Below are 21,647 nucleotides of genomic sequence, written 5' to 3'. Positions count from 1 at the left end.
GCACGATTATATATCACTCACCACCCACTTATTTATGCTACATTGGGTGGTTGCTTGATATTTCGAGCAATATTTGCCTACCCCACTGAGTGCCAAATTATGAGCAAAGAACGCAGTAGTAAAAAAGAATCGAAGAAACAACCTGCTTTATCCCCTAAAGAAAAAAAAGCCGCCAAGCAAGAGAAGAAAACCACCAAAAATATGTTTGATCTGTAATAGTTCTTTAAGTGAAGTCGGCGCAATAAGCTGACTTTACCTAACTCCTTTTCTTTAAAACTTTCCCTTCGAGCTAGCATTTACAAACCATTTATGTGCTTGTCGCTAGGATTGCCCTGCAAAACCTAATTGCGTTTTAGCATTGAAGGTTTAAACAATATTGACTTAGTTTGCCTTGATAACAGTTTATCTTGAACACGGTAATTATGACCCCATTGTAACCTACGACGACATACTCTCTTACCTAATAATGCTCTGTTGTGCGCAGTAAAAGCTGAACTTTTAAGCCCTGTTTAGATACATTAATACCAATTTATGTCTTAATAGGGCATTGAATCTAGTTAGGTTTTGGAATTTTTCTACTATGACCCCAGCACAAATTTTTTTCTGGTTAATGGCATCCTTAGGTAACGCCACAGCACTTTTCACCTATTTAACCTTTTTCAACTTACCGTCTTTGCTGCTAGTACTTTTTATGGCTGCGTTTACTCTAACCGGCTTGTACGATGTGTTTTTTAGCTCCCATACACTTAATCGTTTGTATCCGGTATTGGCGTACTTGCGCTATATGATGGAGTCAATAAGACCTGAAATTCAGCAATACTTTATCGCCACCAATACTGACGAACGGCCCTTTAACCGTGAACAACGGGAGCTCGTTTACCGTCGTGCAAAAAACGTTAACGACACACTGCCCTTTGGTACGCAACGAGATTTGATGGAAAACAACTATCTGAGTATTTGGCATTCTATGCACCCTCGAACCGTAAAGGAGCAAAGCAAACGGATCTTGATTGGTAGCTCACAATGCGCATTACCTTATTCTGCATCTTTGTTGAATATCTCAGCCATGAGTTATGGCGCATTGAGCAGCCATGCCATTGAAGCATTGAACCTTGGGGCCAAGTTAGGTGGCTTTGCCCATAACACTGGCGAGGGAGGCGTCAGCCCTTACCATTTAAAACATGGCGGAGATATTATTTGGCAACTCGGTACAGGTTTGTTTGGCTGCCGCACGAAAGATGGCGGCTTTGACGAAGACAAATTCTCCAATATGGCCAATAAACCTGCTATTAAAATGATTGAGATTAAACTGAGTCAAGGTGCTAAACCTGGCCACGGAGGGGTATTGCCCAAAGCCAAAATTAGTGACGAAATTGCACAAATTCGTGGCGTATCACAAGATGAAGACTGCGTATCGCCGCCCATGAACCCTGAATGCCCTACGCCTATTGCGTTAATGGAGTTTGTGGCGCGACTGCGTAAATTAAGTGGCGGCAAACCCATTGGCATTAAATTATGCATCGGGCATCCGGCTGAATTTTTAGCCATTTGTAAAGCCATGGTCAGCACCGGTATTCTTGTTGATTTTATCACTATCGATGGAGCTGAAGGTGGCACTGGTGCTGCGCCGGTCGAATTTAGCAATCGTTTAGGCATGATGTGTTTAGAAGGGACCTTTATTGCTCACCAAGCCCTTATTGGTGTGGGCTTACGAGATGAGATACGAATTATCGCCTCTGGTAAAAGTGCCAGTAGCTTTGATATCTTATCCAAGATGGCGATGGGAGCAGACACCGTAAACGCTGCTCGCACTATGATGATGGCCTTGGGTTGTATTCAATCACGGTCGTGTAATACCAATACCTGCCCCACTGGCATTGCAACCCAAGATCCCAAGCGCTCAAAAGCCATTGATATAAAAGCCAAGAGCCTGAGAGTGAAACAATTCCAGCATAATACTTTGCACAGCTTGTATGAGCTTGTGGGTAGCATGGGTTTGGACGATCCAGCGATGTTATGCCCTAACATGCTCAAACGCCGCACTTCAGAAGGCTTGTTAGAAGCTGCACCGGGTATCGTTCCCCCTTTAGACGCCAACCAACTAGTGGACAACCATGCTTCCGGTGTGTGGCAGCGTTGGTGGCACTTAGCTGATCAAGAACAATTTTATGTGCTCGATAACTGCACACCCAAACCGCAAATTGCGGTAGTAAATCTATAAAGAATCATAGGTGGTTGTTTGTTTTCTTTGGCAAAACGTCTCCAGTGGGCATGCCTATTAACAAGCATTACATGGAAGTCCCTGAGAAAGACTCTAGCAATAGAATATTGTGGTGAATAAATGAGGGCAAGGCGACTGCCTCGCCTTGATTGTGTAGTTACCCTCTATCATTAATAACTATGCGTACCTCGAGTCGGATAGTTATGCTCCATGGCATATTCTAATCCGCTAACAAAACGGTCGATATCCGGGCGAATAAAGGGCGCATTCGCGATCTCTATCATGGTAATTTTGCCCTTTGGATTTACTAAAAATAGCGCGGGTTCAGCAAAAAGGTGATCTGTTTCAGCGTTGCTGGTAGGTTCTGAAATATACAGGCCGAGTTTTTTCATATCTTCAACTTGTAGTTCAAGAACAACAGGGAAGCTGACCTCCAAGCCTTTGTCTTTAAATTGTGCTAATTGTTGTTTATCGTCAGCCGAAACCGCAACAAGTTCAATATCTAGAGCATTAAAGCGACCGGTAAAAAGGTTGAGTTCATTGAGGTACTTTAAACATATTGGGCAATGCTGACCCCGATAGACCGTCACTAATGTCCATTTTGCGGTAGTCGCTTTATTGTGAACATCCACTAAGGCTTGCTCTCTACCATCTTCTGTTTTTACTTTGATATCGGGAAAGGTTTGACCGGCTTTTAGTATTTGATTTTGCATTTTACCTCCGCTCCAATTGGGCAAGTTTATACCTGATCAATTGGTTTTGTTTGCTTGAAGATTCGATTCCCAGCAGGTTAACTCGGTACTGCTGACTGACTTTGCATATTCACTTAGTAAATCGTATATCGCACAGAAGCTTTTTTACAGCTTACACGCTGTAACTACCCTAGCTGGCTATTGATGAACTTAAATGTATTGCAACAACGTCAAGCGAACAACATGCCAGCTAGTTAAGTAACTGATATGAAATGTTTTTTATCTAGTTCAACGCTAAGGAGCCGACGTTAAAAGGCAAAGAAGATGAAAGATATACAGGCGACAAGTAGAAACTTCACAGTAAACATCACTAAGCGTGTAAATGAGAATAAATAACCCGTAAGGTAGTTAATAATGATTTTTTCAGGCTCGGCCACGCTATGGTAATATTATCTATCAGACCTTGAGTACAATCAGCTTCCAAGCGACTCATTTGGTCTGACAAGGCAAGTGAGTTGACATGTGTTGTCAGCTTAGCAAGGCCTGCCATTGTGTGTTTGATGTGTGCCAAGTCCTCATGCTGCATAGCGATATCAGCAGCGTTAATCGCTTCGTCCAGCTCATCCATCAGAGTCGTCAATGCAATCGGCAGCGGCAAGTTTGTTGTTTGTTTTTGCAAAAAAGGCAATAAGGCAAACCAGGCATCTGGATTAGCCGGCAAAGGCAATTGGGCAAAATGCGACCCGGCTCGTTGATGCGTTTTAGGCTCATCAGCATGGGCTTGTTGAAGCTCAACTTTGTGGGCAGCCACTAAAGCTTGTTCTTGCTTGGCCAATTGGGCTTGGCTTAATTGCACCTGCTGCTGTGCGTCTTGCAACGATTTTTCTTTTAGCGCTAATTGAGATTTACTAGCGGTAAGTGCTTGTTCTAATTTTTCTAATTGTTGGCTTAGCTTACTCTGGCTGGAATCTTGTGCATCTAACCTTTGTTTACGGTTATCGTATTCTTGCTGCACCTTGCATAACTCTTTAGTGAGTTCGCCTTGCTTAGATTGTAATTCATTAATACTGTGTTCACTGCCCTGTAAGACTTGTTGCTGCTCAGCCAATTGTTGTTGCAAAGCACGCTCTTGTTGTTCTTGACGTTGTAAACGAGCAGCTAATTCTTGTGCTTCTTGGCGCGCTTTATTCAGTTCTTCTTGCAGTTTCTGCTCGCCTGATACGGTTTGGCTCACTTGCGATTCGGCTTTTTTAAGTGCGTGAAGGTGCTTATCGAGAGTGTCTTTCATGCTCAGATTCTGCTGCTGTGCGTGGTCTAAAGCCTGTTGTAACTGGTGTTTTTGCTGTTCGATTTCTGCTAAAAACTGACGACGCTCTTCTTCGCTGCCTTGCATTAATTCTTGTTGTTTAGCGGCTCGTTTCTCAACATCGGCTAATTCGACACTTAACTGCTCCACTTGATGCTGTTGTTCTAAGCGCTGACGTTTCTCTGCATCCGCTACCCGTTGTTTTTCATCTAATTTTTGTTGCGTTTCTTGCAGGGCTTGCTGCTTAGTGAAAGCCTCATTTTTAAGTGCTTCTTGCTGTGCTAGCCATTGGCTTTCGCTCTGTTCAATTTGCTGTTGTTGTTGCTCCTCGCGCTTTTTAAGTATGAGCAAGTCTTGTTGCAACTGAGCAAAAATAGCTTGATGCTTGGCTTTATCTTTTATTTCTGCTTCAGTTTGTTGTTTGGCTTCGCTGAGTATGTCTTCACTCTCTTGCAATTTTTGCTGCTTTTGCAGTAGTTCATGTTGCAATTGTTTTTGCTGTTGCTGCCATTGTTGACTAGCCTGCAGCATTTTCTGCTGACGCAACTCAGCCTCACGCTCCATTACTACAAGTTCATTTTGTAAGGTAATCAAAATAGTGTGTTGTTGCTCTTTTTCTGCTTTTTCTCGCAAAGAGGCTTGCTGAGTCTCATCAAGCTGCTGTTGTGTCGCTTTTAGCACGGCCTGTTTGGCTGCTAACTCTTGTTGTAACTGTGAGTGTTGTTGCGCCATATTGCCTTGCTGTTGCTGACTCATTTCTTCAAACTTTTCCATCTCATGTTGCAAATGCTCTATGTGACGGGCCTTACTGGACAATTCGGTTTGCGCACTGTGACAGGCAAATTCCAGCTCGCGACGCTCCTGCTCGGCTTGTGCACTGGCTTTACGCTGGTTAATCAACGATTCACGCAACTTTTCTGTTGCGCGCCCCGAACTACTTAACTGCGACTGCAGGGTATTGATTTGACTACTCACATCTGAAATTTGTTTGTCTTTATCAATAATAGAGGCTTTCAGTACGTCGATTTGAGTCGCAAAATCGTGCATTTTTTGCTGCTGCACTTGTTGTTCGTGTTGCAAGGACTGGGTAGTTTGCTCACTTTTGGCTAATTGATTTTGCACGTTTGTATATTTGCGTTCAGAGTACTGCAAGGCATCAGCTATTTGATTGCGCTGCTCTTGTAACCCGCGCACCTTCACTACTGAACTTTCTAATTGCTTGCTCAACGCTTCGTTTTCATCTTGGCTATGGGCAAGCTTTTCACGGCTGCTTTGATACGCTTGCTGCAACTGCTCGATTTGTTGATTACTATCTTGATGAGCTTGCTCTAAATCAGAAATCGTATTTTGTTTTACCGTTAAATCTATTTGCGCTGCTTGCAACTGGGTTTGTGTTTCGGCCAAGTTTTTAGCTTTTTTTGCCAGCAGATCTTGGCTGCTTTCTAATAGTTGCTGCTTTTCAGCCACTTTACGCTCCGCAGCCTGATGCAAATTAATCGCTTCTAAGCGTGCCCGTTCTGCCTCTTTAATGGCGCGGAAATTTTTCCAAATACATAATACTTGTACGCAAACATTTGCCTTTAAAATAGGCACCAGCTCGAGCTGGCAAGGCTGGGTTAGCTGGTTTATTTGGTGCTCCCATAACAGCGACTGCTTTTTCCCACTTTGTCTCACCTTAGTGATGGTTTGCGCTAGGGTTCTTGCCAATTCAATGTTTTGATTAAAGCGTTCATCACAGGGCGAAAGTGCCAGTAGCTGCTGTGGTTCTTGTACCGCAAAAAAGTCAGCGGCGGCTTGATTCGCTTTAATAAAACTCAATTCGTCTAATAAGGCCATGGGCTCGTTACAATCAGAAAAAATACGCTCAAAGCGCTGAGTTTGATACAGCTGCTCTGAGGTATCGCTAATCCAACAAAGGTGCTCGTTGAGCTCTTTATCAAAGACATCAATGGTAATTGCACTGGGCAACGAAGCGCCATTTTTACCGCTTAAATTTGCCTGATATTGATGTAGTCGCCCTTCTTTTTGCAGAATTTTTACCGCAGTTGCTGCAGAGCTTGGTTCGGCAAATAATTGATATAGATTGCTTTTTTTCAAATCTTTAGGGCTTGTACCCAAGCGTTTTACCAGAGTGTCATTCGCCTCTAGTATGTTGTCGTTGCTATCGGTAATTGCAATAGACAAGGGCGCTAAGTTGAGCAAGTCTGTGAACCGTTTGCAGGCTTTGTCGGCAGTTAATTTAGTGTTTCTAAGCTCGGTGACATCTTCAAATATTCCTAACATACCGGCTTTATGGCCTTGTTTATCAGCGTAGTGTTTTAGGCTAAAGCGCAGGTACCGGACGTGATTATCGAGTGTCCTTAGGGTGAATTCTTTACTTTGACCGACTCGAGAAAAAGGGCTATCGCACTGTGCAGTTGGATGCAGTTGGCGGATATCTTCAGGTAAAAAATCCAGCTCGTGAACAAAGCGTGATTTGACTTTATTCTGATGGGTTTTAAACAGACTCTCAAAGGCCGCATTGCACGAGAGTATTTGCCCCGATACATCGAGTAAATACATGCCATTGCGAGTAGAATTAAACACGGCTTGAGATAAATGTAAGCTGACCTCTGCCTGTTTAGTTTGCTCTGCAAGTTCAGATAGGTTTTGTACGATAAGTTCAACAAGAACAGGCTCACCTGTCACAGATCGGCTAATAACCAAAACAAAAACTTGCGTTAGAATTGGCTGTGATGCGCCACTAAACTGGCAACGAAAATCGCTCTGCTCTTGGCTTTTTATTCGCTCAATGGCTTGATTAAATTCATAGCGATCAGTGGATTGAATAAGTGAATTAAACTCGCTCAACTCACCGCTAAGTGCTGCCTGCTCATTTTGTAATAGGGCAGCAAACTCAACATCCCCATGATAGGTTTTTTTAGTTAAATCTAGGCTTACTCGAGCCAACTTTGTTAGAGACAATCGAGCGTCAAATTGTGTAAGTTGCTTAGCTTGTTGGTCAATTTTGAGTTGGTAGTTAGTGATGTCGGTTAGAGAAACGATATAACAAACCGAGGCTGAGAAGTCTGCTGGACGGTTTATAACGATGGCTACATGCCTATTTCGTTCAAACACTTGCACTTTGTCATGCGTAGTTTGGCCGAACAGTTGCGTTAACTTAGCTTGGTTTTGTTGGTTAAAGCAGTCATTAAGATCAGTATGTAGGATGTCGGCGCTACTTTTTCCCAGTAAATAACATGCTGCCTGATTCAGGTAAACAATGCGCTTGTTTTTATCAAGGTGAACCGTGCCTTCATTAAAATTATCCATTAACGCCAAAGTCTGTGTTAGCGTTTGGCGTTGTTGCGCCCAAAGGTTGCGCTGCACTCGAAGTTTAATTTTTAACATCAAAACCAAATATAGCACCACAACAAATAGCCCAGCGCATGTGTATAAAGCGAGTTCAAATTGCCCAGTAGGAAGAGTTTGTAGCGGTTGAACAAGGGCAAAGCTAGCATGACTGAACAACATAAATGCGGCGCACACTAACTGCATACCTCGCTTTTTGATAACCGCCTGTGGCATACCGCTTCCTATTCTGACTTGAACCATCCGCCAGACTACGCCCAACAACCTCAATATGAAGTATTCAATATGGGGAAAAGGTATGAGCTTAAATACACAAGGAAGACAGTAAAGCAAAGAATCGATGGGTCTCAAGACAAAAACAGGCACCGACTAACGCACCTGTTTATTTGGTATGAGGCATAAAAAAGGCTTAGTCTACGCCACTGATTTTTTTAGCCTCTCTAATAATACGTAATTTACCGGTACCATTAATAAGGTGATAAAAGTCGCAAAAATAATACCAAAGCCCAAAGAAACCGCCATCGGAATTAAAAATTGAGCTTGGGTAGCTTTTTCAAATAACAGGGGCATTAGACCAATAAACGTGGTCAAGCTAGTGAGCATAATTGGCCTAAATCTAACGACACCTGCTGACGCAACCGCCTCCATCAGAGGCAATCCTTCACTGCGTTTTTTATTGATAAAATCAACTAACACTAAAGAGTCATTAACCACTACGCCAATGAGAGCCAACATGCCAAGCAAACTCATGATGGTTAAGTCCATGCCCATGATCCAATGTCCCATCACGGCTCCGATCATGCCAAAAGGAATAACACTCATCACAATAATCGGTTGCCAGTAAGATTTAAGCGGAATAGCTAACAAACCATAGATAATAAAAAACACAAACACTAAGGCCCAAGCTAATGATCCAAAAGACTCCGCTTGCTCTTTTGCTTCGCCCTCCATGGTATAGCGCACCCCAGGATATTGGTTCATTAGTTCATCGAGGTAAGCTTTTAAGTCAGCTTGCAAGACCGTCATATTAGTCTTACTTTTTTCGATATCCGCACTCACGTTTAGGGTCCTAAAACGGTCGACACGTAAGATACTGGAAGGACTCTGGCCAGGAATAAGTTTGGCAACATGTGACAGCGGCACACTGCTACCTGTGGGTGTAGTAATTAAAATATCTTGTAAGTCTGATAAAGAGCGGCGCTCTTCGATGGGCAGACGCACCATCACACGAACGTCATCTCGGCCACGTTGGATGCGTTGTACCTGAGCACCAAAAAACGAGTTACGAATTTGCGTTGATACTTGTACTCGGTTCAACCCCAAGGCAAGGCCTTGTTCGCTTAATTCAATTTGCAGCTCTTGTTTACCGTCAGACATGCTATCAGCAATATCAAATACTGTAGGATAAGTGGCCAATCGCACTTTTATTAACTGAGCCACTTCTTGTAGCGTATCGAGGCTGTTAGCACTTAATTGAATATCAATAGGATCAGAGCTACGGCCTATTTCAGCGCGATAGGTTAGGCTTTCTGCTCCTGGAATATCCCCTATCATATCGCGCCACTGTGCAACTAATTGCTGGGACGTAACAGCAGATTCACGCTTTTCAGCAGGGGTAATTTCAAAACGCACCTGGCCAGAATTAGACGCGCCACCTCTACCGCCAGTGGTCGCTAGTATATTTAAAATCACGCTTTCGTTAGTATCTGCATCGCGGTATTTGTCTTGCAAAATACGAGCTTTGTCAGCCATAGCAATCACGTGATTATTGGTGACATCAAAGGGAGTACCGGTGGGAAGCGTTAAACTCACTCGTACTGTTTCACTGGGTATGCGTGGAAAAAATACAAATTTGGTCCAGCCGCTCATGATAAGGGCTAAAATGATGACAAAGGTGCCAACAAATAAACTTAAGGTGGTGAGTTTATTATTCAGTACTCGCTTTAATACCGGCTTATAGTACTTGAGGATCGCCCGTTCAAAACCATCAGCAAAGCGTTGTTGCAGTTGCTCTATCTTTGAGGGCTGACCTTTTTGATCGCGCAATTTGAGGTACTTTAAGTGTGCGGGTAACACAAACTTTGATTCAATCAGTGAAAATAGCAGCACAGGAATAACCACCACTGGAAGCTGAGCAAACAAGGCACCGCGCGCCCCTTCAATAAAAGCAAGGGGTAAAAACGCAGCTACCGTGGTCAATACACCAAACGTCACCGGCGTAGCAACTTCAAGAGTGCCCTTAATTGCGGCTTCTTCACCTGATTTAGCCGTTTTTAAGTGGGTATACACATTTTCGCCCGTGACAATGGCATCATCAACCACTATCCCAAGCACTAAAATAAAGCCGAACAAACTCATAACATTAAGGGTGACACCAAATAATGGCATAGCCAAAAACGCGCCCATGAATGACACTGGAATGCCGATAAAGACCCAAAACGCGATAGCGGGACGTAAAAACAAGGTTAATAACGCCAGTACCAATACGCCGCCTTGCAGAGCATTGGTGGTTAAGGTAGCCAGGCGACTTTTTACTAACTCGGAGTCATCATCCCAATAACTCAACTCAAAGCCTTGGGGCAGATTTTCTTGCTGCTGTTCAATGAACATTTTTACTTCATCGGCCACCGTAATAGCGCTTTGGGGACCGATGCGATAAATATCCAAAAACGCTGCTTGTTTACCATTAAAACGAGTGCGCACGGGTGTTTCTTCAAAATCATCACTGATTTGAGCAATATCACCTAAGCGAATAATAGTGCCGTCGGTCTGATTTTTTATCACGATGTTGGCAAATTCATTTTTACGATAGGCTTGGCCCTTACTGCGGATCAACACATCTCCGCCGTCGGTTTTTAAATTGCCCGCTGAAACATCACTACTAAAACTGGCAATGGCACTTGATACTCCCGCTAAGGTAAGATTGTATTGGCGCAATGTGTCTTGGCTAATTTGAATGGCAATCTCGTAATCACGCACACCGCTTAGCTCCACTTGGGTGACATTCGGTAAAGAAAGCAGTTGATCACGCACATGCTCAGCAAATTCACGGGTTTCTTTTTCACCGTAATCACTGGCTACCGTTACCGCCATCACTTCACGTTTACGCTGAGCTAAGGCCACCACCGGCTTTTCTGCGTCCACAGGAAAGGTATTTATGGCATCAACACGGCTTTTAATATCAGCGAGTTGCTCACGGGGATCATAGCCATTTTCTAATTCGATAACGACCGACGCAGAGCCCTCTGACGAACTGCTGGTAATATGCTTAATACCTTCTAAATCTTGTACCGCCTCTTCGATTCGAATCGCTACGCCTTTTTCAACATCTTCGGGGGTTGAACCGCGTAACGACACCGACACACTAATGGTGTCTGCTTCAAAAGAAGGAAAAACTTCAAGTGGGATCTTAGTGGATAAGGAAAACAAGCCGGCCAATACAATACTGATTAATAATAGGTTGGCCGCAACATGATTTTTAGCGAACCAAGCTATCATGCAGTGTCTCCTTTATTGTCAGCAGTAAGTGCTTTATTTTCTCTCGTAGGTTTATCTTTCGTTTCACCTTTGATGCTCACCGCAGTTCCTGAGCTCACTTGTCCTAGCGGCGTTAACACCAGTTGCTGCCCAGCTTCTAAGCCTTTAGCAATAATACTTTGATGGCTATTTTGCCAACGGATCTCGATGTCTTTACGTTTTAGAACGCCGTCCTCAACAATGTAAACGTAACTTCCTTGATATATCGTTGAATTAGGGATAACGAGGACGTCTTGTAAGTTGCGCCCTGCTATTTTAGCGTTGACATATTGGCCTATTTTAATGGGATATCTGTTGGTTGCGGTTGCTTTATAGGGGTCGTTAATTTGTGCAACCACATATAATTGCTGGGCATTGGCATCGATAGCACCTTCGGTACGCACTAAGCTGCCGACCCAAGCTTGTTGCCCCACAAGATCAGACTGAAATTCAACCATTGCGCCGCTCGAAGCCGATCCTGCATCACGAAACTGCTCAGGTAGTTCAAGCAGTTCCAAATCTTTGTTTCTAACAGGTAAACGAATTTCTACCTTATCGGTGGCGAAAATCTCAGCCAGTTCGCTGTTATTTGCCACAACTTGGCCAATATCCACATTTTTAGTTAATACTCTGCCGGCGTAAGGCGCTTTTACTTGCGTGCGTTCTAAATTAAGTTGCGCTTTATCGAGGGCTGCTTGGGCAGAAAGCACACTGGCTTTTGCCGCTTCAAGCTGCGGTTTACGCAACACTAAACTGCTGGCCTCTTGGCCATTGCCCAATCGTTGCCAATCCGTTATCGCTTGCTTGGCTCTAGCCTGCTCTTCCAACAAACTTTGCTCAGCTAATAATATATTGGCTTGCGCGGTTTTGACATCGGCGAGATGATCACGGTCATCAATTTGCACAAGCACGTCATCTTTACTAAAGAATCCCCCTTCGCGAAATTGAGCTGATATTTGAGTAATTTGCCCCGAAACCTGGGCCACTAAGTTGCTTTGAGTGCGCGGTTTAACAATACCGTAACTGTCTACTTGCACCTGATATGATTGAGCTTGCAGTGTGTGAGTTTCTACCACTATTTTGGCTGTCTTGGGCGTAAAGCCACGCTGAGCCTCGGGGGGATTACCCATAATAAATTGAAACAACACCACCGTCGCAACAAGGATTAGCGCGGGGATGACTCGTTTAGTTATTTTAGAACTCATGCTTAGTTTTCACTTTTGGAAAGTTGGGTTGTTGAAAAATTACCGCCTAATGCAATATGCAAACTGACTCGATTGGCGATAAGTTGATTTTTTAAATCAATCAGCGAACTTTGCGCATCATAAGATCGTCCTTGGGCATCAAGCACCGTGGTATAACTGACAAGGCCGCTTTGATACTGTTCAAAAGACAACTGTTCCGCTATCACTGCATTGTCGCGCGCGGCTAAGGTAGCTTGATATTGTTGTAATAATGACTCTTCTTGGTTTATGCCACTTTCGACACTGTTAAATGCAGAGTACAACGCATCAAGATACGCTTGCTCACTTTGCTTTAGGCTTAACAAGGCAATTTTTTCGTTTGCCTTGAGACTTCCCCCTTGAAACAAGGGAGCACTGATTCGGCCTATTAACGACCAGGCTAAACTGGCGGGGCTTAGCACGTCACTTAAGGTCTCACCGCCGTCACTCAGTGAAGCGCCAATGGCTAAGCTTGGAAAACGTTGTTTATGAGCAAAGGCTAATGCCGCATCTTTAGCTAATAATTGATACCAACTTGCCACTAATTCTGGCTTGCGAGTAATAAGTTCGCTTGGAATACCTTTGCCAAGGCTGGCCGAGATAAACGGAATATCAGATTCGATATTCAATTGTGCATCTGGATACTCACCTACCAAGCGTTGTAAGGCTCTGTTGCTGTCTCGCTCATTGGCTTGTTGTTGCGACAAACGAGAGCGTTCACTGTTTAAATCGTTACGGGCGAGATAAACATCTAAGGCAGCATTTAAACCTTGTTGGTATCCTTGCTCGATAATGTCGAGGTTTTGTTCAGAGTTACGCACCCTTGCTTGATATAAAGCACTTAATTGTTTGTCACTTAAGTGCTTAAACCAAGCAACAATTACGTCAGCAACTATTTGTTGTTTCGCTTGTTCAAACGTGGCTTTTTGCGCCAAGTAGCTTAAATTTGCTTGGCGCTGTGAATCTGATAACTTGCCCCAAATGTCAATTTCATAAGCAAGATCCAAGCTTATTGAACTAGTGGTAGCATAAGAAGTGGGCTCGACGCTTTTACCGCGTCCCTGACTGAGTGATAAATCCAAGGAAGGCCAGATATAGGCGCCACTGAGCTTAACTTGTTGTTCTTCAATTTGGCTCTGGTAGGCAAGCTGCTTTAAAGTCAGGTTTTTGTTGAGGGCTTTTTCAACCAATGCTGATAAACCTGCTTGATTAAACTCACTGAGCCAATCATCTTGCACAGCTAAATAGGGACTCTGCTGCTGCCAGTTGTCAGGCAGTGTAGGCTGTCGCAACGTATTATCGACAGCCGATAAATGAGAACAAGCACTGAGCAACAAAACTGCGCAGACAAGTCCTGAAAAATTAATATGCTTCATTATTTACACAAGTCAGTTTGAGTTTAAAAAACGGTTTGCATTCAAGCACTTTAATTACAGAGTAAGCAATGAACTTTACCAAAGTTTACAATTTACCAGCTTGAACAAGGTGCGATCATGACTCACTGCTTAAACGAAAGGTTAACTCGCACGTGGACGCGAGATAAAACTGACTTTTTTGAGGCTTAGGGTATTTACTTAAGAATGTTCTAGAAACAAAAAACTCATCGCGAGGATGAGTTTTTAAGCGGTAAACCTATCGTTTTGGAAACATGCCGCCTGGTCCACCGGGGGGCATCATACCTTTGAGGTTTCGCATCATTTTACCCATGCCGCCGCCCGTCATTTTTTTCATCATTTTTTGCATTTGCGTGAATTGTTTAAGCAGGCGATTAATATCCTGAATTTGCGTACCAGAACCCGCAGCAATACGGCGTTTTCTGGAGCCATTGATCAAATCAGGCTTAGTACGCTCATCTGGCGTCATGGAATTAATAATGGCTTCCATTTGATTAAAGGATTTATCGTTGGCTTTTTCTTTAATTTGCGCTGTCATGTTGCCCATACCAGGCATCTTGTCCATCATCGACATCATGCCGCCCATATTGCGCATTTGCTCTAGCTGCTCTTTAAAGTCTTGTAAATCAAAGCCCTTACCCTTTTGGACTTTTTGCGCCAACTTTTGCGCTTTGGCTTTGTCTACTTTACGTTCAACTTCTTCAATTAAACTCAGTACATCGCCCATACCCAATATACGCGAGGCGATCCGTTCTGGGTGGAAGGCTTCAAGGGCGTCGAGTTTTTCACCCATACCAATGAACTTAATGGGCTTACCAGTAATATGGCGTACAGAAAGGGCAGCACCGCCTCGAGCATCACCATCGGCTTTTGTTAAAATCACCCCCGTTAATGGTAGTGCTTCGTTGAATGCTTTTGCCGTATTCGCGGCATCTTGCCCCGTCATTGCGTCAACCACAAACAAGGTTTCAATTGGGTTAATGGCTTTATGTAGGGCTTGAATTTCAGCCATCATCTCGCCATCAACATGCAAACGACCGGCGGTATCCACTAATAACACATCGTAAAATTGTTTACGTGCATGGTTAATTGCCGCCAAAGCAATATCAACTGGCTTTTGACTAATATCAGAAGGGAAAAAACCAACTTCTAAATCATTCGCTAAGGTTTCAAGTTGTTTAATTGCCGCCGGACGATACACATCAGCACTAACAACCAAGACTTTTTTCTTTTCACGTTGTTTTAAAAATGATGCCAGTTTACCCACACTGGTGGTTTTACCTGCACCTTGCAAACCGGCCATAAGAATGACCGCGGGAGGTTGCGCGGCTAAATTCAGTTTTTCATTCGCTTGACCCATAACGGCTTCAAGTTCTGACTGAACTATTTTGATGAAAACCTGACCGGGGTTAAGACTCTTGCTGACTTCTGTACCAACCGCCCGCTCTTTTACTTGCGAAATAAAATCACGCACTACCGGTAAGGCGACATCCGCTTCAAGCAATGCCATGCGCACTTCACGCAAAGTATCTTTGATGTTGTCTTCCGTCAAACGGCCTTTGCCGCTGATGTTTTTAAGGGTACTACCCAATCGTTCGGTCAAATTTTCAAACATGAATCTACGCTTACCTACTAATGTCTAATTGCCCCAAGTATATCGAAATAGCGGCAAGATAAGAATAATCAATCCAACTTTCTGTTTAAACTTTAGCGCTATATTGGGCGTTGAGCGATGAAAGCAGTGTCAACCGCCAATAATTAATGGTAATTTATGGCTTTATTTCATAGTAAATTAAGAAATAACCAACGGAGTGTTAGGTGTTGATTGCTAAAAGGTTTTCACAATGTTTTTAGAGCTAATTTGTTTTTTACTCTATGGCTCATCAGCAGGCATTATTGTCTCAGGTTTATTTAATGCTCAAGGCCCTAAAAAACCTCTCGCACTCGGCTTAGCCACCCTGGCATTGTTTGTTCATATCGTTATTTTATGGGACACCGTATTTATTTTACCTGGGCAAAATATGAGCATCATGAATGTTGCTTCTTTTGTTGCATGGTTAATAACCGCAACCATGATTGTTGCATCATTTAGCTTACCCAATACGATTTTATTGCCTGTGGTATTTGGTTTTACTGCAATTGTTGTGATGCTTGCACCGCTCCTGACAGATATGCACGTGATGCATTACAATATTCAACCCGCTGTGCTTATCCATGTAGGCTTAGCGTTGATGGCCTATGCATGCTTGAGTATTGCGTTTTTGTACGCCATGCAATTGGCTTATATCAATATTCGTTTAAAAGAAAAAAAGGCCTCTCTGCTGCATTCTTCCCTTCCTCCATTGATGGCCGTTGAAACGATTCTCTTTAAATTGCTGTTAGTCGGTACCGTGTTATTAACCTTATCTTTGATCAGCGGCTTTATGTTTTTAGAAAACATGTTTGCGAAAGAGCAAGCTCACAAGACCGTGCTGTCGATACTGGCCTGGCTAATTTACAGTGTAATTTTATTCGGTCATGCTAAGTTTGGCTGGCGCGGCAAATGGGTTATTAGTGCAACAATTGTAGGCTCAATTTTATTAACATTAGCCTATTTTGGCAGCCGTTTTGTGCGTGAAGTCATCATCAACACATAAAAGTCACTTGAATCGAGCTTCATTAGCCCTTACATTCACCTCTCTGCAATTGCTTAGGAAGATTTTCGTTGGACGACATATCCACCAGTAGTTTATTTATTCTACTGGGTATTTTGATTTTACTCTCCGCCTATTTCTCGGGTTCTGAAACTGGCATGATGTCGATTAACCGATATCGACTTAAACATCTTGAAAATGAGGGCAATAAAGCCGCCCTTAGAGTCAGAAAATTAATTGATCGCCCTGATAGACTTATTGGCCTTATATTGATTGGCAATAATCTGGTGAACATAGCCGCATCGATTATTGCGGGTATTATTGGCGGCCGCTTACTCGGAGATGACGTACTGGGTTTAGTTTTAACTACGGTTATCTTGACTTTCGTGGTCCTTATTTTTGCTGAAGTAACACCAAAAACCGTTGCCGCTTTGTACCCAGAAAAGGTTGCTTTTCCGAGTTCGTTTATTCTTTCACCCTTGTTACTTTTATTTTATCCCTTCGTTTTTTTAGTCAATGGTATTACCAACGGCATTTTGGCGCTGTTTCGCATCAATCCTAGCGATGGCAGTGGCGACAGTCTAAGCCGAGAAGAATTACGGACGGTGGTATTCGAAGCTGGGGCGATGATCCCTAAAAAGCACCAAGACATGTTAGTGGGTATACTTGATTTAGAAAAAGTGACCGCTGAAGACATTATGGTGCCACGCAGTGATATCGTCGCTATCGACATCAACGATGATTGGAAAGACATTCAAAAACAATTGGTTAACGCCCAGCACACGCGCGTATTGTTGTACCGCGATAGCATTGACGATGCAGTGGGCTTTGTCCATGTAAGAGATGCCCTGCGCCTGCTGTCTAAAGATCAATTTACTAAAGCCAGTTTGTTACGCGCAGTGCGTGAAATTTATTTCACACCGGAGTCCACTCCACTACACACCTTGATGTATAAGTTTCAAGCAGCCAAAGAGCGCATCGGTTTAGTGGTTGATGAGTATGGCGATATTCAAGGTTTAGTGACCCTGGAAGATATTCTTGAAGAAATCATTGGTGATTTTACCACCAGTTTCTTGCCTGATCACAGTAAAGAAGCCAACCTGCAACAAGACGGCAGTGTATTAATTGACGGCAGTGTTAACGTAAGAGAGCTAAATAAAGAACTAGATTGGCAGTTTCCAACAGAAGGACCCAAAACCCTTAATGGCTTAATATTGGAGTACTTGGAAGACATTCCACAAGCCAATATTAGTTTGCGTTTAGCAGGTTACCCCATTGAAATCGTTGAGATGAAAGACAATATGGTGAAAACCGTAAGAGTGATGCCGAAGCTCTACCGCGCAGAACAGGGCCGTGATGCAAGCAGCTTGTCTGGCTAGACGACTTTTAACTACACTTAACTCACGTTGATGCGCCCTATTAAGTGCTTTTAGCGTGAGTCCATCCGATTAAAAGAATCACTTCTTCCAATACTAAACACCCTATTGTTTGTTTTGTCGATTTTGAATAATTTTAGATTTTAAAAGTTCAACTTTACTGTTTAGTGAACTCAACTTAGCAAAAATCTCCCGAAGCTCATCATCTTGAGTCAGTTGTGATTCAGCAACGTGCTGTTCAAGCACTTGTTGCAAATGGGCAGGTAAGCTTTTTGTATTCATAAAAAGGTTATCGGTACTAACCACAAAATTCTGAAGCTTAGTTGTTACCTAAATCACTCATTGAAGGATGATAAAATTCTGTTAATTCACCCAGCCCCGTTTCCACATCATAATCGATGATTGCCATACTAGATGTATCGAACAAGGCGCCTTGGTAGGTCAACAATATTTCGTCTAATAAATAACTAACTAAAGGCATATGACTTATCAGGATCATGCTAGTAGCGTTGGGGTGTTGTTGCAGGAAATGGTCGACCATTCTATGGCTATTACGAGGTTTAGCGTCAGGAACGAGTTCTACAACATCTACCTTACTCGATATACTTAATTGTGAAAGAACGCCGTCATACGTCTGTTGCGCCCGCACAAAAGGACTCACCAACGCCACATCTATTTTATTCTCGGCGAGAACATGACTGACCAACCAACTTCCTGCTTTGTGTGTTTGGCTGATGCCATAAGCGGTCAAATTACGGGCTTGGTCTGAAATATTACTCGATTCAGCTTCACCATGACGCATGACAATTAATTTCATAAGTTTCGTTATTGGTCTTTTTAACTCGATAATATAACAAATATACTATTTAAAAATCTTTCGCGTGATAAATTTAGTTTATGCTTAATTAAATTTTTTGAAACTGGACAGTCAATTTTGCTTAAATGTGAGAATGATACTCGGCTTTATGACCATTTTACTTTAGCAAATGGTTTGCAAGTACTTGTAGTCGAAGACACTAAAATATCTAAAACTGCTTGTTCAGCCACATTCCAAACCGGACATTTTGACGATGACGATGACTGTCATGGTTTAAGCCACTTATTAGAACATATGCTGTTCTTGGGTAACGCGAGCACAGATGTGGCTAACGCTTTTGGTGATTTTGTGTCTGCTCATGGCGGAACCCTAAATGCATCGACAGGCACGGAAACAAGCAGTTATTTTTTTGATATTTTCAGCGATGTATTTGACGACGCCTTAGCACAATTTTCAGCAATGCTATTTTCCCCTTTACTGCAAACCACTTATATTGAAAAAGAAATTCAGGCCATTGATGCCGAATTTAAATTAAAACAAAAAGATGATTTACGTCGTTTGTATCAAGTTCATAAAGAAACCTGCAACCCCAACCATCCCTTTAGTAAGTTTTCAGTCGGCAATCGACAAACCTTCGAAAAATTCTCAGCCCTTGAGTTACAGAAAAAATTGCGGCGCTTACACCAGCGTTATTACCAAAGCGCTAATCTTTGCCTAAGTGTTATTTCATCACTTCCTATCAGTGAGACCAAATTGATTGTTGAAAAGCACTTCAGTCATTGGAAGCACGGTAAAAAGATTAAGCGAGATGCTTACCCTGCCCTTTATTTAAAACATCAACTGGGCGTATTGATTCAGATCACCCCATTACAAAAAGCCCAACGATTAATCATTACGTTCGCCTTACCCGCCCAAAACCAGCACTATCGCGCAAAACCCCTTGCCATTATCAGCCATATTTTGGGTGACGAAGGGTATGGTGGCTTGCTGGATTATTACAAAGGTAAAAATTGGGCCACGAGTCTCAGTGCTGGCGGTGGTATCGAAGGCAGTAATTTTAAAGATTTTAATATTAATCTGCAGCTGACTGATAAAGGCCTAAACAGCATCGAAGGCATCCTCAGTGCCCTGTTTAGCTACCTTGAGTTAATTAAAAAGCAGGGTGTAGAGTCATGGCGCCTAGTAGAAATGGCAAGACTCAATACACTGGCGTGGCGCTATGGTGAAAACCCAAAACCCATCGATGAAGTACTAAAACTTTCTCACAATATGGTGGATTATCCACCAGAGCATGTGGTGGCCGGTGACTATCTTTTTGATAAGGCCAGCCCTGCAATGACATACTCGATGTTAGATTTCTTCAGCGCAAACAATATGCGCCTGAAGCTTATCTACCAAAGTCAAAAAACTGACACCGTGGCGCGCTGGTATGACACACCTTACAAAATAAGCCAGTTACCGCCTGCCATAGTAGAAAGTACAAAAAGTGTAAAGCCTATCGATTCTTTAACCTTGCCTAAAGCCAATCGATACTTAAGTGATATCAATCAATTGGCTATTAAAGAGGATGAATACACCTTACCCACACTCATTCATCATCAGCCTGGTCTCGATTTATGGTTTGGCCAAGACCAACAGTTTCAGCAGCCAAAAGGTGATTGTTTTCTGACTTTCGACTGCCCAGCCATAACACAGGGTATCGAAATTGCGACCTATAAACGCCTCTGGGTTGCTTTGATTAATGAGAAGTTAACGCAAAAATATTATCAAGCCAATTTAGCCGGATTGCATTTTCACCTCTACCCTCATCAAGGCGGTTTTTCATTACAGACAAATGGTTTTAGCGCCAAGCAATTACACTTTTGTACTGATTTACTTACCCAAATAGTGGTCAACGAAGACTTCAAAAGCAGCTTCGAACAAGTAAAAAACGGCCAAGTTCAATTACTTAACAATAGTTTATTAAATAAACCCATTAACCGTTTATTTACCCGCTTGTCAGTCCTTTTACAGCAATACAATTATGCCCCCATCGATATGGCAGAAATCATGGGAAAAGCTCAACTTAAACATGTCATTGAGACTAAAAACAGTTTGCTCGGACAATTTAATTTGGAAGGTATGATGTATGGTAACTGGTCAATTGAAAAAGCCAACGAAGCAGTCGACAAGGTTCGAGCCTTTCGCCAGTTATATGCTCATAGCACCCCACTATCTAAAGGCTTAGTCGATTTAACTCAAAAGCCAGTGCAGGTTCACTTTGTTGACTGTCAACATAACGACGATGCGGTTGTTATGTACTTTCAAGCGCCCAGTGCATGCACCGAAGATATCGCCTTAACCATGTTGTTTGAGCAAATGATTGCAACGCCATTTTTTAATCAAATGCGCACTGAACGCCAAGTGGGCTATTTAGTAGGGAGCGGCTACCTACCTTACAATCAGCATCCTGGTATTGCGCTATACATACAATCGCCTAATTTTTCAGCAAACCAAATCATTATTGCAATGCAACAATTTCTTAGCGAATTTTTACAAAGCCTCAATGACTATCAAGAAATCTGGACAGCCTTAAAAGCGGGGCTAATAAGGCAACTAAGTCAAACTGATAGCCATCTAAGCATGAAGAGTCAACGCCTATGGATGTGCATTGGAAACAAGGACTTCACCTTTTCTCAGAACAGCAAAATGATAGCTGTTATTGAACAACTTACATTTTCACAAATGTTTGAATTTAGCCAGCGTTTAATGTGGCAGAAAAAATGTGGGGAATTAATCCTCATCAGCAGTAAACACAAGGTCAAAACCGCTAATGACTGGCAAGAAATTACCTCTATTTCAGAATTTAAACATCAAGCACACTACCTGAGTTAAATCCAAAACACCCAAAAAGTAATCAATATTATTTTTTTTATTTATGCATCGCCATTTTTGCAAGATAAAGGCTTGTAGCTCGTCACTATTTTGGGCATATTTAAACACTTGGCGATACGGATATGGTCAGAAAATTCTAATAACAACATGGTAGGGACACTACCTATGGGTGAAAAGTGCGTATCCGTTATCTAAAAAAGTTACATTGCCTCATTTGGCTTCTCTTCATGAGCCTCTTTTTCGC

Annotated in this window: 13 protein-coding genes; 5 read left to right on the top strand and 8 right to left on the bottom strand. The window is 42.6% G+C overall.

Annotation, left to right across the window (positions count from 1 at the left end):
• On the top strand, window positions 1-216 hold a 216-nt coding region (locus NWQ57_RS04865), incomplete at its 5' end, for a hypothetical protein (RefSeq protein WP_306021003.1).
• 364 nt (window positions 217-580) lie between these two features.
• Window positions 581-2,221, top strand: coding sequence for an FMN-binding glutamate synthase family protein (locus NWQ57_RS04860; RefSeq protein WP_306021002.1), 1,641 nt, complete (start codon window positions 581-583; stop codon window positions 2,219-2,221).
• Window positions 2,222-2,391: 170 nt separating this feature from the next.
• On the opposite strand, the gene NWQ57_RS04855 is transcribed toward NWQ57_RS04860, so the two are convergent.
• From NWQ57_RS04855 to ffh, 6 genes are all read right to left on the bottom strand, one after another.
• On the bottom strand, window positions 2,392-2,934 hold the full coding sequence (locus tag NWQ57_RS04855; protein ID WP_306021001.1) for a redoxin domain-containing protein: 543 nt from the start codon (window positions 2,932-2,934) through the stop codon (window positions 2,392-2,394).
• A gap of 349 nt (window positions 2,935-3,283) precedes the next feature.
• Entirely contained in the window at window positions 3,284-7,786 is a 4,503-nt protein-coding gene (locus tag NWQ57_RS04850; RefSeq protein ID WP_306021000.1) for a PAS domain S-box protein, read from the bottom strand.
• Between the two features lie 198 nt (window positions 7,787-7,984).
• Window positions 7,985-11,068 (bottom strand): efflux RND transporter permease subunit, encoded by a 3,084-nt coding sequence (locus tag NWQ57_RS04845; RefSeq protein WP_306020999.1) that lies wholly within the window; start codon window positions 11,066-11,068, stop codon window positions 7,985-7,987.
• Window positions 11,065-12,291: an efflux RND transporter periplasmic adaptor subunit gene (locus tag NWQ57_RS04840; protein ID WP_306020998.1), complete on the bottom strand. Its 1,227-nt coding sequence runs from the start codon at window positions 12,289-12,291 to the stop codon at window positions 11,065-11,067. Before NWQ57_RS04840 ends, NWQ57_RS04845 begins: the two co-directional genes overlap by 4 nt.
• A 2-nt stretch (window positions 12,292-12,293) precedes the next feature.
• Complete coding sequence (locus NWQ57_RS04835) at window positions 12,294-13,685, bottom strand: TolC family protein (RefSeq protein WP_306020997.1); 1,392 nt, start codon at window positions 13,683-13,685, stop codon at window positions 12,294-12,296.
• A gap of 256 nt (window positions 13,686-13,941) precedes the next feature.
• Complete coding sequence (gene ffh / locus NWQ57_RS04830; protein WP_306020995.1) at window positions 13,942-15,318, bottom strand: signal recognition particle protein; 1,377 nt, start codon at window positions 15,316-15,318, stop codon at window positions 13,942-13,944.
• 229 nt (window positions 15,319-15,547) lie between these two features.
• Between ffh and NWQ57_RS04825 the strand changes: the two genes are divergently transcribed.
• Together NWQ57_RS04825 and NWQ57_RS04820 are read left to right on the top strand one after the other, a co-directional pair.
• The gene (locus NWQ57_RS04825) at window positions 15,548-16,339 is read left to right on the top strand and encodes an inner membrane protein YpjD (protein ID WP_306020993.1); all 792 of its coding nucleotides are present in this window, start codon (window positions 15,548-15,550) and stop codon (window positions 16,337-16,339) included.
• A 68-nt stretch (window positions 16,340-16,407) separates the two neighbouring features.
• Window positions 16,408-17,715 carry an HlyC/CorC family transporter gene (locus NWQ57_RS04820; RefSeq protein ID WP_306020991.1) on the top strand — a complete coding sequence of 436 codons (1,308 nt, stop codon included), beginning with the start codon at window positions 16,408-16,410 and terminating at the stop codon, window positions 17,713-17,715.
• Between the two features lie 102 nt (window positions 17,716-17,817).
• Here the strand turns inward: NWQ57_RS04820 and NWQ57_RS04815 are convergent, their stop codons facing one another.
• Window positions 17,818-17,994 (bottom strand): hypothetical protein, encoded by a 177-nt coding sequence (locus NWQ57_RS04815; RefSeq protein ID WP_306020990.1) that lies wholly within the window; start codon window positions 17,992-17,994, stop codon window positions 17,818-17,820.
• A gap of 37 nt (window positions 17,995-18,031) precedes the next feature.
• The gene (gene sixA, locus NWQ57_RS04810; protein ID WP_306020988.1) at window positions 18,032-18,529 is read right to left on the bottom strand and encodes a phosphohistidine phosphatase SixA; all 498 of its coding nucleotides are present in this window, start codon (window positions 18,527-18,529) and stop codon (window positions 18,032-18,034) included.
• 174 nt (window positions 18,530-18,703) lie between these two features.
• On the opposite strand from sixA, the gene NWQ57_RS04805 reads away from it, so the two are divergent.
• Window positions 18,704-21,403 (top strand): insulinase family protein, encoded by a 2,700-nt coding sequence (locus tag NWQ57_RS04805; protein ID WP_306020987.1) that lies wholly within the window; start codon window positions 18,704-18,706, stop codon window positions 21,401-21,403.
• Window positions 21,404-21,647: the final 244 nt, after the last annotated feature.

Source organism: Paraglaciecola sp. (assembly GCF_030730205.1).
Taxonomy (GTDB): domain Bacteria; phylum Pseudomonadota; class Gammaproteobacteria; order Enterobacterales; family Alteromonadaceae; genus Paraglaciecola.
Note: the sequence above shows the minus strand (reverse complement) of the source record. Positions and strands in the feature narration are given on the sequence as shown.

What these genes read in the sequence shown, in the direction of transcription:
- sixA (WP_306020988.1), bottom strand. Translation starts at nt 18,529, where the DNA reads ATGAAATTAATTGTCATGCGTCATGGTGAAGCTGAATCGAGTAATATT.
- NWQ57_RS04855 (WP_306021001.1), bottom strand. Translation starts at nt 2,934, where the DNA reads ATGCAAAATCAAATACTAAAAGCCGGTCAAACCTTTCCCGATATCAAA.
- NWQ57_RS04840 (WP_306020998.1), bottom strand. Translation starts at nt 12,291, where the DNA reads ATGAGTTCTAAAATAACTAAACGAGTCATCCCCGCGCTAATCCTTGTT.
- NWQ57_RS04835 (WP_306020997.1), bottom strand. Translation starts at nt 13,685, where the DNA reads ATGAAGCATATTAATTTTTCAGGACTTGTCTGCGCAGTTTTGTTGCTC.
- NWQ57_RS04845 (WP_306020999.1), bottom strand. Translation starts at nt 11,068, where the DNA reads ATGATAGCTTGGTTCGCTAAAAATCATGTTGCGGCCAACCTATTATTA.
- NWQ57_RS04825 (WP_306020993.1), top strand. Translation starts at nt 15,548, where the DNA reads ATGTTTTTAGAGCTAATTTGTTTTTTACTCTATGGCTCATCAGCAGGC.
- NWQ57_RS04850 (WP_306021000.1), bottom strand. Translation starts at nt 7,786, where the DNA reads ATGCCACAGGCGGTTATCAAAAAGCGAGGTATGCAGTTAGTGTGCGCC.
- NWQ57_RS04860 (WP_306021002.1), top strand. Translation starts at nt 581, where the DNA reads ATGACCCCAGCACAAATTTTTTTCTGGTTAATGGCATCCTTAGGTAAC.
- NWQ57_RS04815 (WP_306020990.1), bottom strand. Translation starts at nt 17,994, where the DNA reads ATGAATACAAAAAGCTTACCTGCCCATTTGCAACAAGTGCTTGAACAG.
- ffh (WP_306020995.1), bottom strand. Translation starts at nt 15,318, where the DNA reads ATGTTTGAAAATTTGACCGAACGATTGGGTAGTACCCTTAAAAACATC.